The 20,803-nt window shown below is 37.3% G+C and carries 13 protein-coding genes; 9 read left to right on the top strand and 4 right to left on the bottom strand.

Annotation, left to right across the window (positions count from 1 at the left end):
- The 3 genes from RMR19_RS14815 to RMR19_RS14825 form a co-directional block, all read right to left on the bottom strand.
- The coding region (locus RMR19_RS14815; protein WP_310604272.1) for a histidine kinase dimerization/phospho-acceptor domain-containing protein at nucleotides 1-932 on the bottom strand (932 nt) is incomplete at its 3' end.
- Nucleotides 896-1,618 (bottom strand): response regulator transcription factor, encoded by a 723-nt coding sequence (locus RMR19_RS14820; RefSeq protein WP_310604273.1) that lies wholly within the window; start codon nucleotides 1,616-1,618, stop codon nucleotides 896-898. The genes RMR19_RS14815 and RMR19_RS14820, both read right to left, overlap by 37 nt.
- Before the next feature lie 16 nt (nucleotides 1,619-1,634).
- Nucleotides 1,635-4,016, bottom strand: coding sequence for an endonuclease MutS2 (locus tag RMR19_RS14825; protein WP_310604298.1), 2,382 nt, complete (start codon nucleotides 4,014-4,016; stop codon nucleotides 1,635-1,637).
- 349 nt (nucleotides 4,017-4,365) lie between these two features.
- Here RMR19_RS14825 and RMR19_RS14830 point away from each other — a divergent pair, with 349 nt between their 5' ends.
- The 5 genes from RMR19_RS14830 to RMR19_RS14850 all read left to right on the top strand — a co-directional run bounded on the left by RMR19_RS14830 (nucleotide 4,366) and on the right by RMR19_RS14850 (nucleotide 11,623).
- Nucleotides 4,366-5,682 carry a S1C family serine protease gene (locus RMR19_RS14830; protein WP_310604274.1) on the top strand — a complete coding sequence of 439 codons (1,317 nt, stop codon included), beginning with the start codon at nucleotides 4,366-4,368 and terminating at the stop codon, nucleotides 5,680-5,682.
- 51 nt (nucleotides 5,683-5,733) lie between these two features.
- The gene (locus RMR19_RS14835; RefSeq protein ID WP_310604275.1) at nucleotides 5,734-6,675 is read left to right on the top strand and encodes a 3'-5' exoribonuclease YhaM family protein; all 942 of its coding nucleotides are present in this window, start codon (nucleotides 5,734-5,736) and stop codon (nucleotides 6,673-6,675) included.
- A 470-nt stretch (nucleotides 6,676-7,145) separates the two neighbouring features.
- Nucleotides 7,146-8,630, top strand: coding sequence for a 23S rRNA (uracil(1939)-C(5))-methyltransferase RlmD (rlmD, locus tag RMR19_RS14840; RefSeq protein ID WP_310604276.1), 1,485 nt, complete (start codon nucleotides 7,146-7,148; stop codon nucleotides 8,628-8,630).
- Between the two features lie 227 nt (nucleotides 8,631-8,857).
- Nucleotides 8,858-9,880, top strand: a complete 1,023-nt coding sequence (locus tag RMR19_RS14845) for a PDDEXK nuclease domain-containing protein (protein WP_310604277.1) — start codon at nucleotides 8,858-8,860, stop codon at nucleotides 9,878-9,880.
- 420 nt (nucleotides 9,881-10,300) lie between these two features.
- Entirely contained in the window at nucleotides 10,301-11,623 is a 1,323-nt protein-coding gene (locus tag RMR19_RS14850) for a hypothetical protein (protein ID WP_310604278.1), read from the top strand.
- 195 nt (nucleotides 11,624-11,818) lie between these two features.
- Here the strand turns inward: RMR19_RS14850 and RMR19_RS14855 are convergent, their stop codons facing one another.
- A complete protein-coding gene (locus RMR19_RS14855; RefSeq protein ID WP_310604279.1) occupies nucleotides 11,819-12,082 on the bottom strand; it encodes a DUF4177 domain-containing protein in 264 nt (87 codons plus the stop codon).
- Between the two features lie 481 nt (nucleotides 12,083-12,563).
- Between RMR19_RS14855 and RMR19_RS14860 the strand changes: the two genes are divergently transcribed.
- From RMR19_RS14860 to RMR19_RS14875, 4 genes are all read left to right on the top strand, one after another.
- Complete coding sequence (locus tag RMR19_RS14860) at nucleotides 12,564-17,201, top strand: discoidin domain-containing protein (protein ID WP_310604280.1); 4,638 nt, start codon at nucleotides 12,564-12,566, stop codon at nucleotides 17,199-17,201.
- Between the two features lie 470 nt (nucleotides 17,202-17,671).
- On the top strand, nucleotides 17,672-18,424 hold the full coding sequence (locus RMR19_RS14865; RefSeq protein ID WP_310604281.1) for a YwqG family protein: 753 nt from the start codon (nucleotides 17,672-17,674) through the stop codon (nucleotides 18,422-18,424).
- Nucleotides 18,425-18,632: 208 nt separating this feature from the next.
- A complete protein-coding gene (locus RMR19_RS14870; protein WP_310604282.1) occupies nucleotides 18,633-19,628 on the top strand; it encodes a virulence RhuM family protein in 996 nt (331 codons plus the stop codon).
- Nucleotides 19,625-20,752, top strand: coding sequence for a hypothetical protein (locus RMR19_RS14875; RefSeq protein WP_310604283.1), 1,128 nt, complete (start codon nucleotides 19,625-19,627; stop codon nucleotides 20,750-20,752). The genes RMR19_RS14870 and RMR19_RS14875 overlap by 4 nt, the downstream gene beginning before the upstream one ends.
- Nucleotides 20,753-20,803 lie beyond the last annotated feature (51 nt).

Genomic DNA, 20,803 nt, shown 5'->3' on the forward strand with positions numbered 1-20,803 from the left:
GTTAATCGTTCTGTCTCAAAAAGAACAATACCAAGGTATTTGTCTTGCATCTCAGGAGGAATTGTGCCATCTTGTATCGCCTCGATATAACCCTTTATAGAGGTTAGTGGAGAACGAAAATCATGAGAAATATTTGCAACAAATTTCTTTTGATAATCATCAAGATTGTTTAATTCGCTAGCCATATAAGTAACAGCATTAGAAAGTTCGTGATATTCGTCCGTTGTACGAATCTTTAGTGGGTAGTCAAAGTGGCCAGAAGAGTACTCAACAGCGGCTTTAATAACTCTCTTCAAAGGTCTTACGGTTAAGTAATAGATGTACATAAATACGAAAATCATCAATACCAAAAATAGTAGAAAGCAGATATTAATAATGTCCATATAGTAGATGCTGTCGTGCTTGATAGAAGATAAGGAAGTAAGCATGACAATATAACCACGGATTTCGTATTTATAGGAAATCGGATATACAACACTTAACATAGGTTCTGTTAGGATTCCTTCAAAATACGTACTATCAGAAAATGTTTTCGTTAAGAAATTAGGATTTAACGTATTTAAGTTTACTTCGGAATCTGTCGTGAAAGAGGAACGAGTATCCATTGTGATTGTACCACTCTTATTGACAATCCAAATGCGTGTGTTTAAGAAGGTATCTATTGTTTTCAGTTGCGCCAATACATTTTGCGTAGACTGCGAGGAGGAAGAGCTTTGATAATAACTTTCCATGTATTCAGAAGCGATTGTAGAGGCTTCGTTGTGCAGAACGGTCTTCTGACGTTCTACAAGACTTTGCTTGAGTAGATTCACGCCATATGTATTGAGTAATGTAAACATAGAAATGGCAACTAGCAAATAGCAGACGGATAGCTTAAACAGCAAAGTTCGCTTCATTAGTTCTTCACCTCGAATTTGTAACCAATTCCCCATACGGTAGCGAGACTCCAATTTGCGTGGTCTTTAATTTTTTCACGAAGTCTTTTAATATGCACATCAACAGTACGAGTATCTCCGATATATTCATAACCCCAGATATGATCAAGTAATTGCTCTCTTGTGAATACTTGATTCGGATGAGATGCTAGGAAGTAGAAGAGTTCTAGTTCTTTTGGTGGCATATCAATCGTATTACCGCAGTAGGTTACAGAGTAATTGGATAAGTTAATTAACAAGTCAGAATACTCAACATAATCACCTGTAGGGGTAACGGTTGGAGTTGTAACTTGTGGTGTAGGTGCTGTAACAGGGTGAAAACGGCGTAAAACCGCCTTCACTCGTGCAACCAACTCTTTCGAGTCAAAAGGTTTAATAATATAATCATCAGCACCTAGTTCAAGTCCAAGCACCTTATCAAAGATTTCCCCTTTGGCAGATAACATAATGATAGGAACATTAGAAGTTTTGCGTATCTCTCGGCATACTTCGTAACCATCAATGCCAGGAAGCATTAAATCAAGAAGAATTAACCCTGGCTGATAGGAATGAAATTTTTCGATGGCTTCTTCTCCATCGTTTACAATTAGTGTATCAAAGCATTCTTTGAGCAAATATAGAGAGATTAACTCAGCAATATTAGCATCATCGTCTACAATTAAAATTTTCTGTTTCTCAGCCATGGAATCTCCCCCTTACTTATTTTTTGAATTCTACAATAGTTACACCGTGATCCCCTTCACCGAATGTACCAAGTCGGTAGGAAGCAACATATTTTAACTTTTTAAGATGTTGATGAACAGCATTCTTGAGTGCCCCTGTTCCTCGACCATGAATAACCGTTACTTGAGGTAGATGAGCAAGATATGCGTCATCAAGGTACTTATCAAGTTCTGGTATCGCTTCATCTGTTGTCTTTCCGATGAGATTTACACTAGTACTAATACTATAACTCTTTGACATCTTAATTTTACCGCTTCCAGTTTTACTGAAAGTAGGAGTTGTGATTACCGGTTCGTCGATTAGTTCCAAATCTTTAATATTTACTTGTGATCTTAGAATACCCATCTGTACGAATAAATCACCTTTGGCATTTGGTAGAGTGCTAACGGTTCCTTTCAGTCCAAGACTAAGGACATTAACCGCATCCCCAATAGAGAAATCTTTTGCTTTATGCATCTTTGATGGTTTTGCTTTGTTCTTTAGTGCAAGTTTTGATTCAGCAGAATTTAATCTATTGCGTAATTGGCTACGTTCTTCCTCCATTGCCTTGCCAAGACCACTTTCTTTTGTCCATTTGTTATATTTCTTGATGGTATCATCAGCAAATTCCTTTGCTTCAGCTAGAATATCGCGAGCTTCCTCATTCGCTTCACGAAGAATACGTTCTTTGGCAGTATCAAGTTTTTCTTGTTTCTTAGCCAATTCTTCTTTTAGCTGGGCAGCTTCCTCTTTTAACAAAGCAATTTCTTCGCGTTCTTTTTCGATTGTGATACGACTTTGCTCAAGGTCGCTGATAACATCTTCAAAGTTCTTATCCTGACTATCAATACGGCTATTGGCATCATCGATAATAAAATCAGGCAATCCAAGTTTGCTTGAGATGGCAAAGGCGTTACTCTTACCAGGAACACCAATTAATAAACGGTATGTTGGGCGAAGCGTCTCTACGCTGAATTCACAGCACGCATTTTCAACACCTGGTGTAGATAATGCAAAAATCTTTAGTTCACTGTAGTGTGTAGTTGCCATAGTTCTGATATCTTGATTATGAAGATATGATAGAATGGACATTGCAAGTGCAGCACCTTCTGTAGGGTCAGTTCCAGAACCTAACTCGTCGAATAATACTAAACTGTTTGGTGTCGCGCTCTTAATAATGTTAACGGTATTTACCATATGAGATGAGAATGTACTTAAACTTTGTTCAATACTTTGTTCATCACCAATATCTGCGAATACATCTTCAAAGACAGCAAGCTCAGAGCCGTCAAATGCAGGAATATGAAGACCAGCCTGACCCATAAGGGTAAAAAGACCTACTGTTTTAAGAGAAACGGTTTTACCACCCGTATTCGGGCCTGTTACGATTAAAAGGTTGAATTCATCACCTAGATGAATGTCAATTGGAACAACTTGTTTGGCATCAATAAGTGGATGACGACCTTTCTTAATATTGATATAGCCTTTTGTATTAAAGATTGGCTCAGAGGCTTTTAAACCCTTTGATAAATATGCTTTTGCAAAGATAAAATCTAATTCTGCAAGAATTGTGATATCATCTGTTAATTTTTCTGTCTCTGTAGCAATGGATGCACTAAGTTCTGATAGAATACGTTCGATTTCGTCTTGCTCCTGTACCGCTAATTCTCTTAATTCGTTGTTTAATTTAACAACTGCCATTGGTTCGATGAAGAATGTAGAACCTGTAGAAGATTGGTCATGAACCATACCACTGAATTGGCCCTTATATTCAGAGCGAACAGGTAAACAGTAGCGACCATTACGCATCGTAATAATGTTCTCACGTAACATGGATTTGGTAGTTTGAGAATTTACGATAGAATTCAATTGTTCTCTAACTTTTTCATTCGTATTCTTAATCGTGCGTCGAATATGTTTAAGAGTAGAACTTGCATCATCGCTCATATCTTCTTCTGATACGATACAACGTTTGATTTCGTTGTTGATAGGTGAAAGTGGTTCTAGCAAAGAAAAACGCATATCAAGAGTATCCGTTTCCACGTCATCGCTATCATTTCTTGAGAAGGATTTTACACGTAATGCAACATCAAGAACAGAGCTGATTTGTAAGAGTTCTCCCATTCCAAGTGTAGAGCCGATTTCAAGTCGTTTAATAGAAGCTCGAATATCCTTTAGTCCAGAGAAGGAGATACTGCCTTTTTGCAAAATCCTTGTAAGGGCGTCTGATGTTTCTTTTTGTGCTTGCGTGATGTCCTCTAGGCTATTCATTGGTAAGAGCTTGCTACATCTTTCTTTACCAAGTATAGAACCTGCATATTCTGTTAATTTATCAATAATTTTATTGTATTCTAATTTTTGTATTGTTTTAGCATTCAAAATTGTATCCATGCGTTTGGCAAATAAAATTGCGTACTGCTTCGGTAAGTAGATTGAAAGATTGCAGTGCATGGCTCCTCTCTAAATATTCTCTCAATCGTGTTTATAAATAAGCGCTGATCGGGTCAATTGGGTTCGGTGTCATTGACCTAGCTATATTCTACATGATACGGAACAAAATGAAAACTATTAAATTATTAAAAAACGCTAACTATTTCAATACTTGGGATAATCATTTAACATTTTATTCATAGAGTGTTCACAAGTGGGTGATAAAATGGTAAGATATTAAAGAGTATTCGGATACGTGGAGATTATAGCTACTTTAACGGTGTTGAGGAGAAGTAATATGCCAAATGATAAGAAAATCAGCCCAATTGTGGATGAAAGAGAATTTAAATTCATTCAAGAACAGATTATTCCCAAAAAGACTTGGAAACATGTGGTGAAGAGTGTGATAAAGACAATTATGTTAGCAATACTATTTGGAATTGTAAGTAGTGTTGTTATTTGTGTTGCATACCCATATGTTAAGGATGTGATTGGCGATGAAGATGAAAGAAAATTAACTGCATTTACAAAACATTTAACACTGATTCGAGTGGCACCTATTGTACCTACAGTGAAAGAAGAGACGCCAGTGAACATAGTACCTGTAGAGAATAAGGCGACTCTTACCATTGCTGATTATAAGGAGCTCTATAAAGAGTTAGATGCAATAGCAGACGAAGCGAACCGATTTGTTGTTTCTGTAACGAGTATTATTAACAGCGTAGACTGGCTACAGAATCCGTTCGAAACGTCGGATATAACATCGGGAATTATTATTCAGGAATCGGTGGATAAGAAAACATTATTCATATTAGTACGTTACAGTAAGATTAAAGAAGTGAATAAGATTCGTGTGACATTTGACTCCGATAATGTAGTTGAAGCAAAGCTGGCAAATTACGATAGTAAGCTGGATTTGGCTATAATTAAAGTGGACGAGTCAGAATTATCCCCAAAGGTAAAGCATACATTTAAAGTGGCGACTCTTGGTGAATCAATAAGCTGCTCAGCGGGTGATCCTATTATAGCAGTCGGAAATCCGAATGGTTATCCATATTCAAGAGAGTACGGCATCATTACGGGGAAAACGACAAGTGCATATATAACAGACAACCGAGTTGATTTATTCAATACAGATGTGACAGATAATTCGAATGGAGATGGTGTAATTATAAACCTGCGCGGTGAAGTGATTGGTATTATTACACACAAGTTCAAGAGTGATTTGAATGCCAATATTAGTACTGTGTTGTCTATTTCAAGAATAAAATCAATTATAGAAGATCTTATCACAGGAATTGATCGTACGTATCTTGGAATTCGAGGTGCAGATTTGACAAGTGAAATTGCAAGCAGTCTTGGTGTAGGAAATGGTGTCTATGTCAATGAAGTTGAAACGGAATCACCAGCATTGGAAGCAGGGTTACAAACAGGAGATGTTATTTTAAAGATTGATGATAATACGATTATTTCAATGGCACAGCTGAATACGATTATTTCATCCTATCAACCGAAAGATGAGATTGTCATTGTAGTGAAGCGGACAATAAACGCTACAGAAGAGGAAGACCGTGAACTGACACTGCATGTACAGTTGCATAAGAAAAAGAATTAAGGTATAATAGCAAAATATGTGTGTATTATAGTAGAGAGGTTAGGTAGTTAGATGAGATATATTAATGAGTTACGTGAAGGTGAGATGTTATCAGAAACGTATCTGTGTAAAGTAAAACAAACACTGAAAACAAAAGCAGGGAAGAGTTATTATTCCTTACTTTTGCAAGATAGAACTGGAACTCTTGATGCGAAGGTTTGGGAATTGTCGAATGGAATAGAGAATTTTGATTCTATGGATTACATTCATATTGATGGACAAATTACAAGTTTTCAAAATTCACTGCAACTCAGTGTAAAGAGAGTTCGTAAGAGCCAAGAAGGTGAGTATGATCCAAGTGATTTCGTACCAACAACGACAAAGAACATTGATGAGATGTATAAAGAATTGCTTGATATGATTTCTAAAATTACAGATCCTTATCTTAGTAAACTAGTGAATAGTTTCTTTATTGAAGATAAAGAATTTGCGAAAGCATTCAAGTATCATTCCGCAGCTAAAACAGTGCATCATGGTTTTGTGGGTGGCTTAGTAGAACATACACTTGGAGTTACTAAGATGTGTGAATACATGGCAGAGAATTACCCATTAATTAATCGTGATTTACTTATTAGTGCAGCTCTTTTCCATGATATTGGTAAATTAGATGAAATCTCAACATTTCCAGAGAATGATTATACAGACGATGGCCAGTTATTAGGACACATCTACATTGGAACAGAGAAAATTGGAGAAAGAATTAAGACAATTCCGAATTTCCCTGCAAAACTTTCTAATGAGTTAAAACACTGTATCTTATCGCATCATGGGGAGTTAGAATATGGTTCTCCTAAGAAACCAGCTTTGATTGAGGCTGTTGCACTTACGTATGCGGATAATACCGATGCGAAGTTACAAACAATGACGGAGATTCTTAATGGTGCTGATGCGAAATTGGAATGGTTAGGATATAATAAGTTCTTCGAATCAAACATTAGAAGAAGTTCAAAATAATCAATAAATTGACTGCAAAAAGACAACCTTCATGTGATAGCTTGAAAGTTGTTTTTTTGCGTAGGGTGTTATACTAGGACGCAAAACTTGACAGCTTTAGAGCTTCTTCGTTGCTGTCCTATAATACGAAACACGCTACACACCTAAGTACTTCTAAGTGTGTATGGATAGTTATTCAAAGTGTACGGAAACGTCTTCGATTCGGCATCCTGCCTCAGCGAAGACTGGCTCGGCGTCCTTGCCTCGCCTTCCTAGATTGTGGATATACACACTAAGAAGTACTATAGGTGTTTCACTACCGTTTCTTAATTGTAGGACAGCAACGAAGAAGCAGGGGTGGTATTGAAGTTTTGCTGGGTTGTTGCATAGAGACACATGTGCAAGGAATAAAAGTACAGGGAATGCAAGTGTAAGAAATAAATAAAATACAAATAAAGGAGATTGTGCAACCCAAGGATTCTTTTAATGGTATGTATTTGGGTAGTATCACAAGTGAACTTGTGATAGGCATGGGTAGAGATGTGAAAAAGAACACGAGAAAAGTAAATAGAAGTAGTGAAGGAACGAATAATGCACCTTATGCAAAGAATGATGAATTGAATGTAACGATTGATGCAATTGGCTCTGAGGGTGAAGGGATTGCTCATGTTGATGGATATACTTTATTTATCAAAGACGCTTTGATTGGTGATGAAGCATTAGTGAAAGTAATTAAGACGAAGAAGAGTTATGGTTATGCTAGAATGGAGCAGATTTTGAAACCATCTCCTTACCGTGTTGAGCCTAGATGTGGTGTGGCAAGACAATGTGGAGGTTGTCAGTTGCAACATCTGGATTATAAGGAACAGCTTCGTTATAAAGAGAATAAGGTGAAAGAATGTTTCAAGAGAATTGGTCACTTTGGTGATGAGATTGATGCAGTGACAGAACCAATCATTGGAATGGAAGAGCCTTACTACTACCGTAATAAAGCACAATTCCCAGTGGGTAAGAGCAAAGAGGGGAAAGTGATAACTGGTTTTTATGCAAGTAGAAGCCATGCAATTATTGATACACCACATTGCTATATCCAAGCTGAAATTAATGATAAGTTGCTTGAAATCGTTAAAGTATTTCTTGGGGAAGAAGGAATTGAGCCATACAATGAAGAGACACAGACAGGCTTAGTTCGCCACATTCTAACTCGTGTTGGTTTTGTCACTGGTGAAATTATGGTATGTCTTGTGCTGAACGGAAAGAAACTTCCAAATCATGAAAAGTTAGTGAAGCAATTAGAGAATATAGAAGGTATGACAAGCATTTGCATTAATATTAATACAGAGAACACAAATGTTATCTTAGGACAAACTTGTAAGACGATTTGGGGACAAGATTATATTACCGATTATATCGGCGATATCAAATATCAAATCTCTCCACTTTCCTTCTATCAAGTGAATCCAGTTCAGACGAAGAAGTTGTATGAGACTGCTTTAGAATACGCCGATTTATCTGGAAATGAAGTGGTATGGGATTTATACTGCGGTATCGGAACAATCTCATTATTCCTAGCGAAGAATGCAAAGCAAGTCTATGGTGTTGAAATTGTGCCACAAGCGATTGAGGATGCGAAAAATAATGCGAAAATTAATGATATTACGAATGCGGAATTCTTCGTAGGGGCAGCAGAAGAGGTTATGCCTGAGAAGTACAAGCAAGGTGCTGACAGTATGTCCGCAGATGTTATTGTTGTTGACCCTCCTAGAAAAGGCTGTGATGAAGCTTTGCTTAGTACAATTGTTGAGATGAAGCCGGAACGTGTGGTGTATGTTTCTTGTGCCCCTGCGACACTTGCGAGAGATTGTAGGTATCTATGTGATAATGGGTATGAGGTTAGGAGGATAAGGGCTGTGGATCAGTTTGGGCATTCGGTGCATGTTGAAACCGTTGTGTTGCTGGAGCAGAAAACCCGGTAAATCGGAAAATTAGCTACATAATATTAGGGTTATAATACGAAGTTTCTGTCTTATTTATAAGTGTTCGGGTATTGCGATAATGGAAAGACCAGACGGGTTTTTATACGAGATAAAGAATTTATTGATTATTAAAGAACTGAAAGATTTTTATAAAAAATATAGAAGATGAAATATGGAGTTTATTGTGGATGAATTAGTTAGGTTAAATAATTGGTGAGGTGAATTTAATGGGTAATGAGATAAGTAAGAACACAATGGATGATTTCAACGAGGTTATATCAATTATCGAACAGGCACAGGAAAGTGTTTATCGTGCTGCCAATAGGGAGTTCATATCAATGTACTGGAATATAGGAAGGTTTGTAAGCGAAAAAGTCAGAGTTGGCGGCTGGGGAAAGTCAATCGTAAAGGAATTTTCCGAGTTTATCCAGTTGCGTTATGTGGGCATTCAAGGATTCTCAGCATCAAATATTTGGCGTATGAGACAATTCTATGAGACATATAAGGACAGTGAGCGGCTTGCCGAGTTAGTGAAGGAAATAAATTGGACAAATAATTTGAAGATAATGGCACGTGCAAAAACGGATGAGGCACGTGAATTTTATCTACAATTAACAGCAAAGAATCGGTATTCTACAAAAGAATTAGAGCGACAAATAGATAGCATGCTTTTTGAACGAACGATGATTTCGGATGAAAAGAATAAGTTATTCATTTCAAGAACTCCAGGGCTTTCATCCTTACGTGATAACTATGTGCTGGAGTTTCTTGATATACCACATAATCACAAGGAGCATGAACTACGGAAAGCCATTCTTGTCAATTTGAAAGACTTTATTTTGGAGTTTGGAAAAGACTTCACTTTTGTTGGGGAAGAATATCGTGTACAAGTTGGGAATACGGATTTTTGGATTGATTTACTATTTTTTAATAGGGAACTTGCCTGTCTTGTTGCGATCGAACTAAAAGTTGGATCTTTTAAGCCGGAGCATTTAGGACAGCTTGAATTCTATCTTGAAGCCTTGGACAGCGATGTGAAAAAGGAAAATGAAAACCCAAGTGTTGGCTTGATACTTTGTGCTGATAAAGATGATGCAGTAGTAGAGTATGCTTTGCGACGCAGTATATCTCCTGCACTTGTTGCGGATTATCAGCTCCATTTACCAGATAAAAAGTTGCTTGAGAATAAGCTTCGAGAACTTGCTGAAATTGCAGAGACAAATGGAAATGAGGAAGTTGAGGATGAATGAGTGGGAAAACTCGCAGACCTCTGCGAGTTTTGATACCTTTATTTGTACTTTCTCCATGTAGTATCAAACTTACGTCTTACCGCATGTTGAAACGGTTTGTTTTCTGACGTGGAAAGGTTGATAGTCAAAGGTTTTCGGGAATTTGAGGGAAGAATGGACGTGTGTTTTTAAAACTAATTATTAGTCTAAGGAAACTTATTTTACCCCGGGGTAAATTTATTAATGCAGAGAGCAAGATAAATTGGATTGAGCTGAATTGGGTTCGGAGTTTTAATGGCGAAAATACATATAGAAATAGGTTTCAATGGAAACACTTCCGACGAGAACTAGGAAGGATTTCTGACAAGATCACTTTACCCCATAGAGAGCCTTAGGCACTACGAGCAACAGGCGAGTGAAGTTTTGAAGGAGGATACGTCATTGATTAAATTAACAAAACAGGAAGTTGATGAGATGTTTGCCAAACTGGCTCATGGTCAATTGGAGTCGTCAGAATGGATAAACTGGTGGAATCTGCATGTGGATGAAATTAAGAGTTTGATTTCGCCAGGTGATTTTGTGCGGATAAAATTTAGCAATCGCCCTAACCCTAACCCTTATGAGACCATGTTGAATAGTCAGGAGGATGTAATTCGGTATTTTGGTAAGCGTGGGATCGAGATTACGGCTGATGATACCTATGAGAAGAAAAGAGTCTGCTTCCAACAGGATCGGCTGGCGGAGGCAACAAAAGAGTATGAGCAGCGAATTGAACCGTTTAGGCAGCGCTGGGAGGAATACAGGTGCCAGCATAATCCCTATACGCCGCCATCGTTTGACGTGAACAAGGTGATTGGATTATCCAACGAAGATCCGAATCGTCTTTATGATCAACAAGGGTATGTCCAAAATGATTTGTGCAAAGCGTTCATTAAGGAACAATTTAAGCTGAAACTGGTGCCACTGACAAAGGCTTATGGAATGAAGTGGAAACAGCCTTACACTTTTATCCGCGAACGAAACGGAGTTGTGATAGAAATAAAGTTTAATGGCTATTTTCGCGGCGGCGGCATTGAAAGTATGTCAACCAGCATAATGCCGGCTTATATGCTGTTAGACCTTCCGACGGACTATTGTGAACTGCCTGAGAATTGTAAACATACTCAGTACAGTGAAGAGGTATTCGATTATAATAACTGGAGACACATCCATTACGTTAAATCAGCAACTTTATTATGTGAGCAAATCGACCGCATCGTCCAGTATCTGGCTAAAGTGGTATTGCCAATGTTTGATGAAATTGACAGTGTCGAAACATTTTTTGCCAAAGAGCGTCTTGATTGGTACGATCTTATGAAAGTGGGACCGCCAATGATTAAATTCCAACGTGGCTGGATTAATCCTGCGTGGAATACTACATCCTCTGATACTGACAGTTCCGCTGTGCCCTATGTCGAACCTAAGTACAGCTACATGTTCGGGATTTGGAATCTTTATTCCGGGCAAGAAAACACAGGATACGAACAGCTGGCAGATTGTACCGCTAAGCTTGATGAAAATGCTGTAGCTTATAAGTGGAGCTTTCCTGAAAAAGAAAGTCTGACGACCACTGATTTGCGGAATTATGCAAGGGAAATTATGCGTCAGTTTGCCTGGCGTTTCCTGAAAACCCGGGACATAGACAATCCGGGAAAACGTCGGGAGCAGATAATTTCGACCTATCAAGATGTTTGTAAGATTCTGAAAAATGCATATAAATATTAGCGCAGCAGAAATAGTTTCGCCAAATGGTATGTCACTTATGTCTAAATTCATGTTGAAACGGTTTGCTTGCTATCTAGGGAAGCATAGAGTGGCTTACCGTAACTCGCTACATCCTAAAAATGTGCACAGAAAAAGACGAACAAAAGCTCGTCTTTTTCTGTTTTTGGTATAACAAGTATAAAGATAATATCAAAATTATATTTTTTCGAAAACTAATGTTGCTTGTATGCGATCACCGCCACCAAAACCTTTACTACCTCCATTGGATGTGGTAATAGTATGTAATCGGTATCCCTTTTTAACTTGAGTGTTAATAACTTGTTCTAACTCGCTAAGATTACCAGAACCTGTACCAAAAAATTTTTCCTTTAAAGTAACTTGCATTACAACATATGGCAAATCATTTCCAGAAGCAGTTGAAAATGAAGAGTCTTTTGCTAAATCATCCCAAAATCCCATATACGATTCCTCCTTCATAGTAAAATATATTAATTTTTACATGGTAAATATATAATTTATTATGCCACAAAATATTCCATTTGTCTATTTGTTCTAACTGATTACTTGTTACTGTTCACACAAAACGTTCACAATAACGATTACTTGCCACAAACGATGACGATTAGACCACTTATTTTCAAGCTTTCGAGAATGAGTGGTCTCTTTTTGTTTGAAAACATATAGAAACCAAACAAATATTTCTCAAAAATCCCCCCTCGACATATTCCATTTTCCCTCAGAAATTATTATAGAAAAAACGTTTTTAGGTAAAATACTACTCCATTCAAGCTTTTGCATTGCATAGAAAAATAGCTTGTCATAGGATATGAGTGTAAGACAGTAGCCTTGGTTAAAGGTGTATTTGTTAAGCCGCAAATTTGTATCTGCACTACGACTGCAAATTTGCGTAACAAAAAAGTAGTGCAGAAAAGAGGGGAAAATGAGAAATATAAGAAAGATGATAGCTGGAATCGTATCCTTTTCTATGTTGTGTGGTATCATACCAACGAACATAGTGGCGGGTGCAACTACTCCGTGGTTGCTATCGAAAGGAAGACCAGCATATGCTTCGTCTGTCAATGGAGGAGATGTTGCTAGTTTTGCAACAGATGATAAAATCGGAACACAGTGGGGAGCAGAACCGGATAAAGCAGATCAATGGCTTGATATAGATCTAGGGTCAGAGGCGGATATTTCACAAGTGGTTATCAGTTGGCAAAATAATGCCAGCTATGGTGCGAATTATGAGATTTTAGTGTCTTCTGATGAAATTAAATGGACTAGCATCTATCATCAGAAAAATGGTACAGGCGGTGATGTGGCATATGTTTACAAAGCAGATGGTAGTGTGGATTATAGCTATCTTGAAGAAAGAATTGCAGGTTTAAAAGGAAACGGACGATATGTTCGATTACTAGTTCATTATAGCAAATCACAGGAGAACGACGAGAATCGTAGAGGCTGGGGACCAGCCGTACGAGAATTTGAAATCTATGGCGTGGGAGGAGTGAATAAACCACAGTCAAATGCTGTAGATTTGGCAGCTGCGAAGAAGGTAACAACATCTTCCGTATTGACTCCATGGTGGGCGTCTACGCCACTTGAAGGTAGCAAAGGTGTAGATGGAGATTATGAATCCTACTGGTTGTCGAATCCTACAGATAACGAATGGTTTCAGGTTGACCTTGGGGCTGTACATACCATTGGACGTGTAGTAATTCAGTGGCAAGTAGAATTCGGACGCATATTTGAAATTCAGACATCAACAGATGGTGAAAAATGGACAACCGTATATCGAAATCTTAAGGGAAATGGAGAAGATGAAGAGATATCGATGTATCAAGAAGCACGATATGTTAGAATGCAAGGAATCGCAATGGGTAGAGGATCCGGTTATTCTATCCGTGAAATGAAAGTGTTTGAATATCAGGAAGGTGATTCAAAGGAAAATCCAGTAGTACCAGAGCTTCCAAAGCGAGAAACAATTTCGGTAGGGGAAGGAAGCTATGCGATTGATGATGTTAATTTTCGTCAACCAAGAGAACCAAAGTATATAACAGCAAACATTAAAACACCAATTCCTTCAAATGATTGGTGGACTTCCATTGTTTATACAAGATTAAGCGATACGATACCATCACTTCCTCTTGTTTTAAAATACAAAGAGGTAGGTCTAGGATTATACAATGCGGATGGCGTCTATACAAGAGAAAATAATGGTGGTATGGGAGCTGAAAGTAAGTATTATGATTTAACAATCAATAGTTCTGCAATTAAAGAAACAGCGTCAGCAAAACTTGATGGATATGGAGATTGGTCGGTGGACATGGTGTTCAGCGATGATGATACTCCGAAGATGAAAACGACTGTACTAAAAGGTTCTCCTTTTATATACAATACATTTACGAATCCAGATACGGTTGAAATCACAGTAAATGATTTAGTGAAATTCTTTGACGCAAATCAAAAAGAAATCTTATTAAAAGATGGCGATAGTATCATAACAGATCATATTGGTGTGGAAGCCCATAATGTTAGCGAAGCACCAGGTGATGGTGACAAAAATCAGTATCATTATTATGGAATCTTTGCTCCAGAAGGGACTACATTTACACGTGTGGGAAGTAAAGTTAAGATTCAATTGGGCAACAATGAAAATTATATGTCAGTAGGAACACTTCCTACGATAGATGCTTTGGCTTACTTCTACAATTATGCATATGCTTTTGTTACAGATACAGTGGTAAGTTATGAATATAATGATAGTACAGCAACAATGGAAACAACATACAACTGTGTTATTGATAACAAGAGAAGTGGTTTCCGTGGTGAAACTTTAATGTGTATGATGCCACATCAATGGAAATACACGAGTGATGCACTTACTGATTATACATATGAATCTATTCGTGGTACTTTAAAAGTATATGAGGGAAATCAGTTCTCCTATGCGGTACCATTCCATGGAATTACACCAAGTTTTAGTGAACCAGTAGAATCGGATTCTTATGACAAAGAATTAATGGTTGCTTATCTTAAAGAATTTACAGAGAGTGCAACAAGAGATTACTGGGTTGCAGATCCATATTGGCAAGGTAAGAAGACGCATCCGATTACAATGGGAATATTAGCTGCACAACAATTAGGTGAATATGAACTTAGGGATGAATTATTATCTATTCTAAAGAAGATTCTAGTAAATTGGTTAACGTATAGCGGAGAAGATGAATATCCATACTATATGTACTACTCAACAAGTTGGGGAGCGTTAAATGGTGATGGTGGAGATCATGGTATGGCAAATAATTTATCAGATCACCATTTCTTATGGGCGTATTTTATATACCCAGCAGCAGTATTGGCATCTTATGATTCTTCTTTTACTACAGAATATGGGGATATGTTAGAGATGCTAATTAGAGATTGTATGAATCCTGACAAAGATGATGAACTATTCCCATTCATGAGAAATTTTGATCCATACGAAGGCCATTCTTGGGCAGGTGGATATGGTGATAATAATAGTGGTAATAACCAAGAATCAGCCTCAGAAGCAACATTTGCATGGGCAGGGTTATATCTGTGGGGATTAGTTACAGAGAATGAAAAGTACCGTGATGCAGGTATATGGGGCTTTACTTCGGAAGTAAATGCCATTGAACAATATTGGTTTAACTATGATAATGATAACTGGGATTCGGAGTATACATCAGGATGTGTAGGAATGGTATGGGGGTTAGGATATACCAATGGAACATATTTTTCAGGTAATCCAAGCTGTATCTATGGAATTCATATGTTACCAGTAACGCCGTCTCTAACTTATATGGGATATAGCAAGGAGACAGCTGCAGCAATTTATGAAGCCTATGAAAAGGATCAGGCAAAATACCAAGATAAGGTAGCGGCAGAGGGAAATTCAGATCCAGAAGGTTGGTTCCATATTATATGGCCATATCTGTCCTTGAGTAATCCAGAAAGGGCGGCACAGATGTGGGAAGATAATGCAGAAGCGTATGGACTTCCAAGAGATGAGATGTTTAACTCCTATTGGTTTATCCAGAACATGAATGCAAAAGGAAATGTGGCAACAGACATCTGGTCTTCTAATTATACGAGCTATCAAGTGTTCAAGAAAGATGGGACTTATACGGCTACGGTATGGAACCCTTCTAATTCTGTGATAACAGTAGAGTTTCGTAATAAGGATGGAATAATCGGAAGTACCAAAGTAGCACCACATGCTACGATTAGTGTAAATCCGTTTGAAGTTACTGATTATAGTGCACAAGAAGTACCAAAAGCTATGATTGAGGATAAGGTTACAGAACTACCTGGAAGAATTGCAGTACAAGATTACTATACGAACTTTAGTTGTATGTTAGATCAAAATGACCAAGAAGGAAAATATATCGGTTGGATTGATGATGGAGATTCCTTGGTTTACAAAGTAAATGTAAAAACAGCAGGAACGTATCAGATAACATACCGAGTACAGGCTATGGATGATAATAAAACTGGTGTGATAGTATTGAAATCTAATCGCAACAAAGGCTATCTAGCAACGACTACCTTAAAACAGAATAAACAATGGAGTTCCATTACCGATACTGTATATCTAGAAGAGGGTGAACATACCCTTACAGTACTCTTTAAAGTAGGAGGATTTAATTTTGGAAATATGATAGTTGGGGAAGATAATGGTGAAGTACCAACAGATTCAACAGATAACTATCCTATGAAATTGACAGAAGCAGATTTAACAGAGTATGAATTGGTATCTAAAGATAAAACAGCGACAGCATCAACTGGAGATAATTCTGCGCAGCTAGCAATTGACGGCAATTATAGTAGCAGATGGGAATCAGACCATGGAGTTGATGGGCAAAGTTTGACGGTAGATCTTAAGGAGACCATGAGTATAAAAGGTGTTAAAATACACTGGGAAACGGCAGCTGCTAAAGAGTATCTGTTACAGATATCGAATGATGGTGAAAACTGGACACCTGTATATGCACAAACAAATGGTAATGGAGGAGTTGAAACTTTAGTTGCTAATGAAAATATCTCAGCACGTTATGTGAGAATCTATGGAACTGCAAGAACAACTGGCTATGGTTATTCTATATGGGAATTCGAAGTTTATGGAATGGCACAAGAAACACCGATAGAGACACCAATAGAAATAAAGGTGATTTCAGCTGGAAAGGATGCATTTGCATCAAGTGTATTAGGCTGGAACTATGCAACGAATGTAACAGATGGTGATTTTAATACAAGATGGGAATCGCTACATGGAGTGGATCTTCAATCAATTACAATTGACTTAGAGGACATATTTACGGTATCAGGATTGAACCTGTATTGGGAAACAGCCGCTGCGAAAGAATATGAAATCTTAGTTTCTAGTAATGGAGATGATTGGGTAAGTGCATACACTAAGACAGATGGTAACGGTGGAACAGAGAATATTGTATTAAATAAAACGTATCAAGCAAGGTATGTTAAGGTTAATGCAACTCAAAGAACCACAGGATATGGCTATTCTCTGTGGGAGATGGAAGTGCTAGGTTATTAAAGTGTTGTATTAAAAGAGATATAAGAAGATATTGATACATAAAAGAGTGTTACGCAGATGTGAGGAATCATTTGTGTAACGCTCTTTTTAAAGTCTCCATAAAAGATCTATCCTTAGTTTCAGGGAGAGAGGATTAGAATTTTGTTTAAAGGTGGATGAAAAATACTGGTTGATATGTTACACTTATTACAAAATGAGATGTAATATTGGTATTGATGTAAGACTGGTGATACTTTTGGGCGTAATGAAAAAGATTGAAAAACTATGAAAATAAAACAAGGGATTGTCAAACTTGACACTACATTAGGAGAACAGGAGAAAAAATCTATGGGATTGTTAGATATTTTTAAAAAAAGACATCTAAATTAGCAGAACCAGAAAAAGGATTAAGTGAAGTCCAAATAGCTACATTGTTAGCCGGATTTAAGGAAAAACGAGAATTGATATTTTGTGAATTTAAAGAGAAAAATATGATGAAGTCGATAGAGCTCACTGCTAGACGTGGAAAAGTTGCTTTGACAGACAGTAAATTTGGTGGAAAACCTTACTTTACTAAAAATCTTGAATATCCTTGTAATAAAAAAGGAATACCGCTGCGATTATTGGCGCAATTTAATTTTAGTAAATTACCAAAGCTTGATAACTTTCCACAAAAAGGGATACTTCAATTTTTTATTGCGGAAGAAGATTACGGTTTGGATTTTGATACTCCACCCGAAATCCAAAATAATTTTCGTGTGATTTATCATGAAAATGTTTTAAGTGTGGACGAGACGAATCAAGATATTCCTGAATTCGTAGGTGAAGAGTTCCCTTTTTGGGGTGAATTTGCACTTAATGCGGAATGTAAGTCTTGTTTTATGACGGAATGTGATTTTCGCTTTGATAAGGAATTTATGAAAGTTTATAGAAAATATATTATTACACAGGCGGAATCAATTTACGATTTGGATGATGAAATCGTGGAAGAAATTTGTAAAGAGTTTTGTACAGAAGGACATAGAATAGGTGGGTATCCATATTTTACGCAGACGGATCCCCGTGGATATGAGGGCGGATATGGAACGCATACTATTACACTATTTCAGATGGGTTCAGATATGAGTAATCATGAAAATGAAATAATGTGGGGCGATTGTGGTGTAGCTAATTTCTTTATTAGTCCTAAGGATTTGGAAAAGCTTGATTTTTCAGATGTGCTTTATAATTGGGATTGTTGCTAGAACTTGGTAGAATAGAGATGTTTATATTGTTAGTACTGTATGTCATAATATGTATGCCGTGTTATGATTTTAATCTGTACTTTGATACATTTAAGGAAATATAATTATATTAATCTGTGTTTTAACGAAAATTCGAACCTGTCGGAATTATTGACAGGTTCGAAAAAGAAGGAAATCACAACGTGGAAAATGCTTGGGAGGAAACCGCATGAGTAATTATGGAGAGATGCTAATTTATCAAACAGAAGATGGTTTGACCAAAATAGATGTAAATATGCATGATGAAACAGTATGGCTATCTCTTGATCAAATGGCAGATTTATTCGCAAGAGACAAATCTACAATTTCAAGACATATAAAAAACATTTTCATAGAAGGAGAATTGCCACGAGAGACAACTGTTGCAAAATTTGCAACAGTTCAAAATGAGGGGGGCAGACAGGTTGAAAGAGCAATAGAATATTACAATCTAGACGTAATCATTTCTGTAGGATATCGTGTTAAATCACAGCGTGGTGTACAGTTTCGTATGTGGGCAACAAGCATTTTAAAGGAGTATATAAAAAAGGGATTTGCAATGGATGATGTGCGACTGAAAGAACTGGGTGGCGGTGGCTATTTCAAAGAACTTTTAGCAAGAATTCGTGATATCCGAGCATCGGAAAAGGTATTCTACCGTCAAGTGTTGGAAATCTATGCGACGAGCGTGGACTATAATCCCAAAGCAGAAGTTTCTATTCAGTTTTTTAAGAGAGTGCAGAATAAAATTCATTATGCCGTTTCGGGAGAAACTGCTGCTGAGGTTATTTATCATCGTGCAGATGCCGAAAAAGATTTTATGGGGTTAATGACATTTTACGGAGAACAGCCAACGCTACGTGAAGCAAAAATTGCTAAGAATTATCTGGATGAAAAAGAGCTCCGAGTAATGGGGCAGTTGGTTTCAGGATACCTTGATTTTGCTGAAAGACAGGCTGAACGAGAGATACCTATGACAATGGAAGACTGGGCAAAGCATCTAGATGGAATTTTAATTGCGACAGGAGAAAATCTTCTCACTGGAAATGGTACAATCAGCCATTTACAGGCTATGGAAAAGGCTCAGACAGAGTATAAAAAATATAAGGCAAAAACCATTAGCGGAGTAGAGCGAGATTACTTGGAAAGTATAAAGCTATTGGAGCAAAAAGGGAAAAATATATGAACTTATCAAAATCAATAGACTTCCTACTCGAAAACGCAGGACCAGTAATTCAGTATAGGCTACGGAAAGAAATTCTTAACAATCTGAAAAAAACAGAAGAAGAAAACCTGTTAGAACAGATTTATCAAACACCTAAATTTAAGTTATTGCAAACATATGTTAAGCCAAATGGATATATCGGAAGTGGTATGCATAGCTGGGATAATTGGAGAGGAGTAATCCTCCATGAAACACCGTTGCAAGATGGCGAAACCGTTGCACGACTATTATCATATTATTCGATACCAAAAACACACCCGATTGTTGCTGATTTTGTTGCAGCTATGCGCAACGAGGATACATTGAAAAAAGAGTTTTCATACATTCCACCTGAAATTTGGCGATATGAGAATCGATTTCGTGGAATTAGCAGTGGATGTAGCCTGATGGTTTTACTGTATACCATGCAGGCAATGCTTGGTTATGGAGATGATGCGTATGTTAAGGAATTTCAAGAGGTTTCGCTGGAGGCATTCAAGAGTATATTACAACTCTCGTCACTTAGTGAAATTACCAAAATGCGTGAAAGTAAGGCAAAATACAAGTATCCGTATATCGAAGAAAATACAAGCTTTCCATGCCAATATCATCTGGAAACATTAGCGTATACAAGTACTTGGAAAACGCCAGAGAATATACAGTTGATGTCAAATGCCCTTAATCACTACAATACAATATTGCATGGTGAGAATCCAATCCACGTTAAGATTGATTCAAAATACTATGTTCCGTTTCCACTGAATATGGCAAATAGTCCGATTCGTCCATTTCGAGAAGATGTGATTGATAGTATAACATATCGCCGTCTATTGACGGAAATTGCTATGCTGGGGGTTGGTAAGAATGTAGGTGTGATAAGGGAATCCATCGACAACATGGAAGAAGCCATGAGTAAAGATGGTATATTGAACATGAGACTGGATTTAGCACATAACAAGCGCTATTCACCTAAGAAAATAGAATATTCCACTCCATATGTGGATGTGCGCTTGGAAGTAGATTATAAATGCAAATATGCCTTTGAATGTGATTTGACTTTTTGGGCAGTACAGTTTTTGTTTCTTTGTGATAATAACGTTCTATAAATAGGCATTCAAACGTAGAGATTACACACCAATTTGATGCACAAATTTTGA

Source organism: Anaerosporobacter sp. (assembly GCF_031551385.1).
Classification (GTDB): Bacteria; Bacillota; Clostridia; order Lachnospirales; family Lachnospiraceae; genus Anaerosporobacter.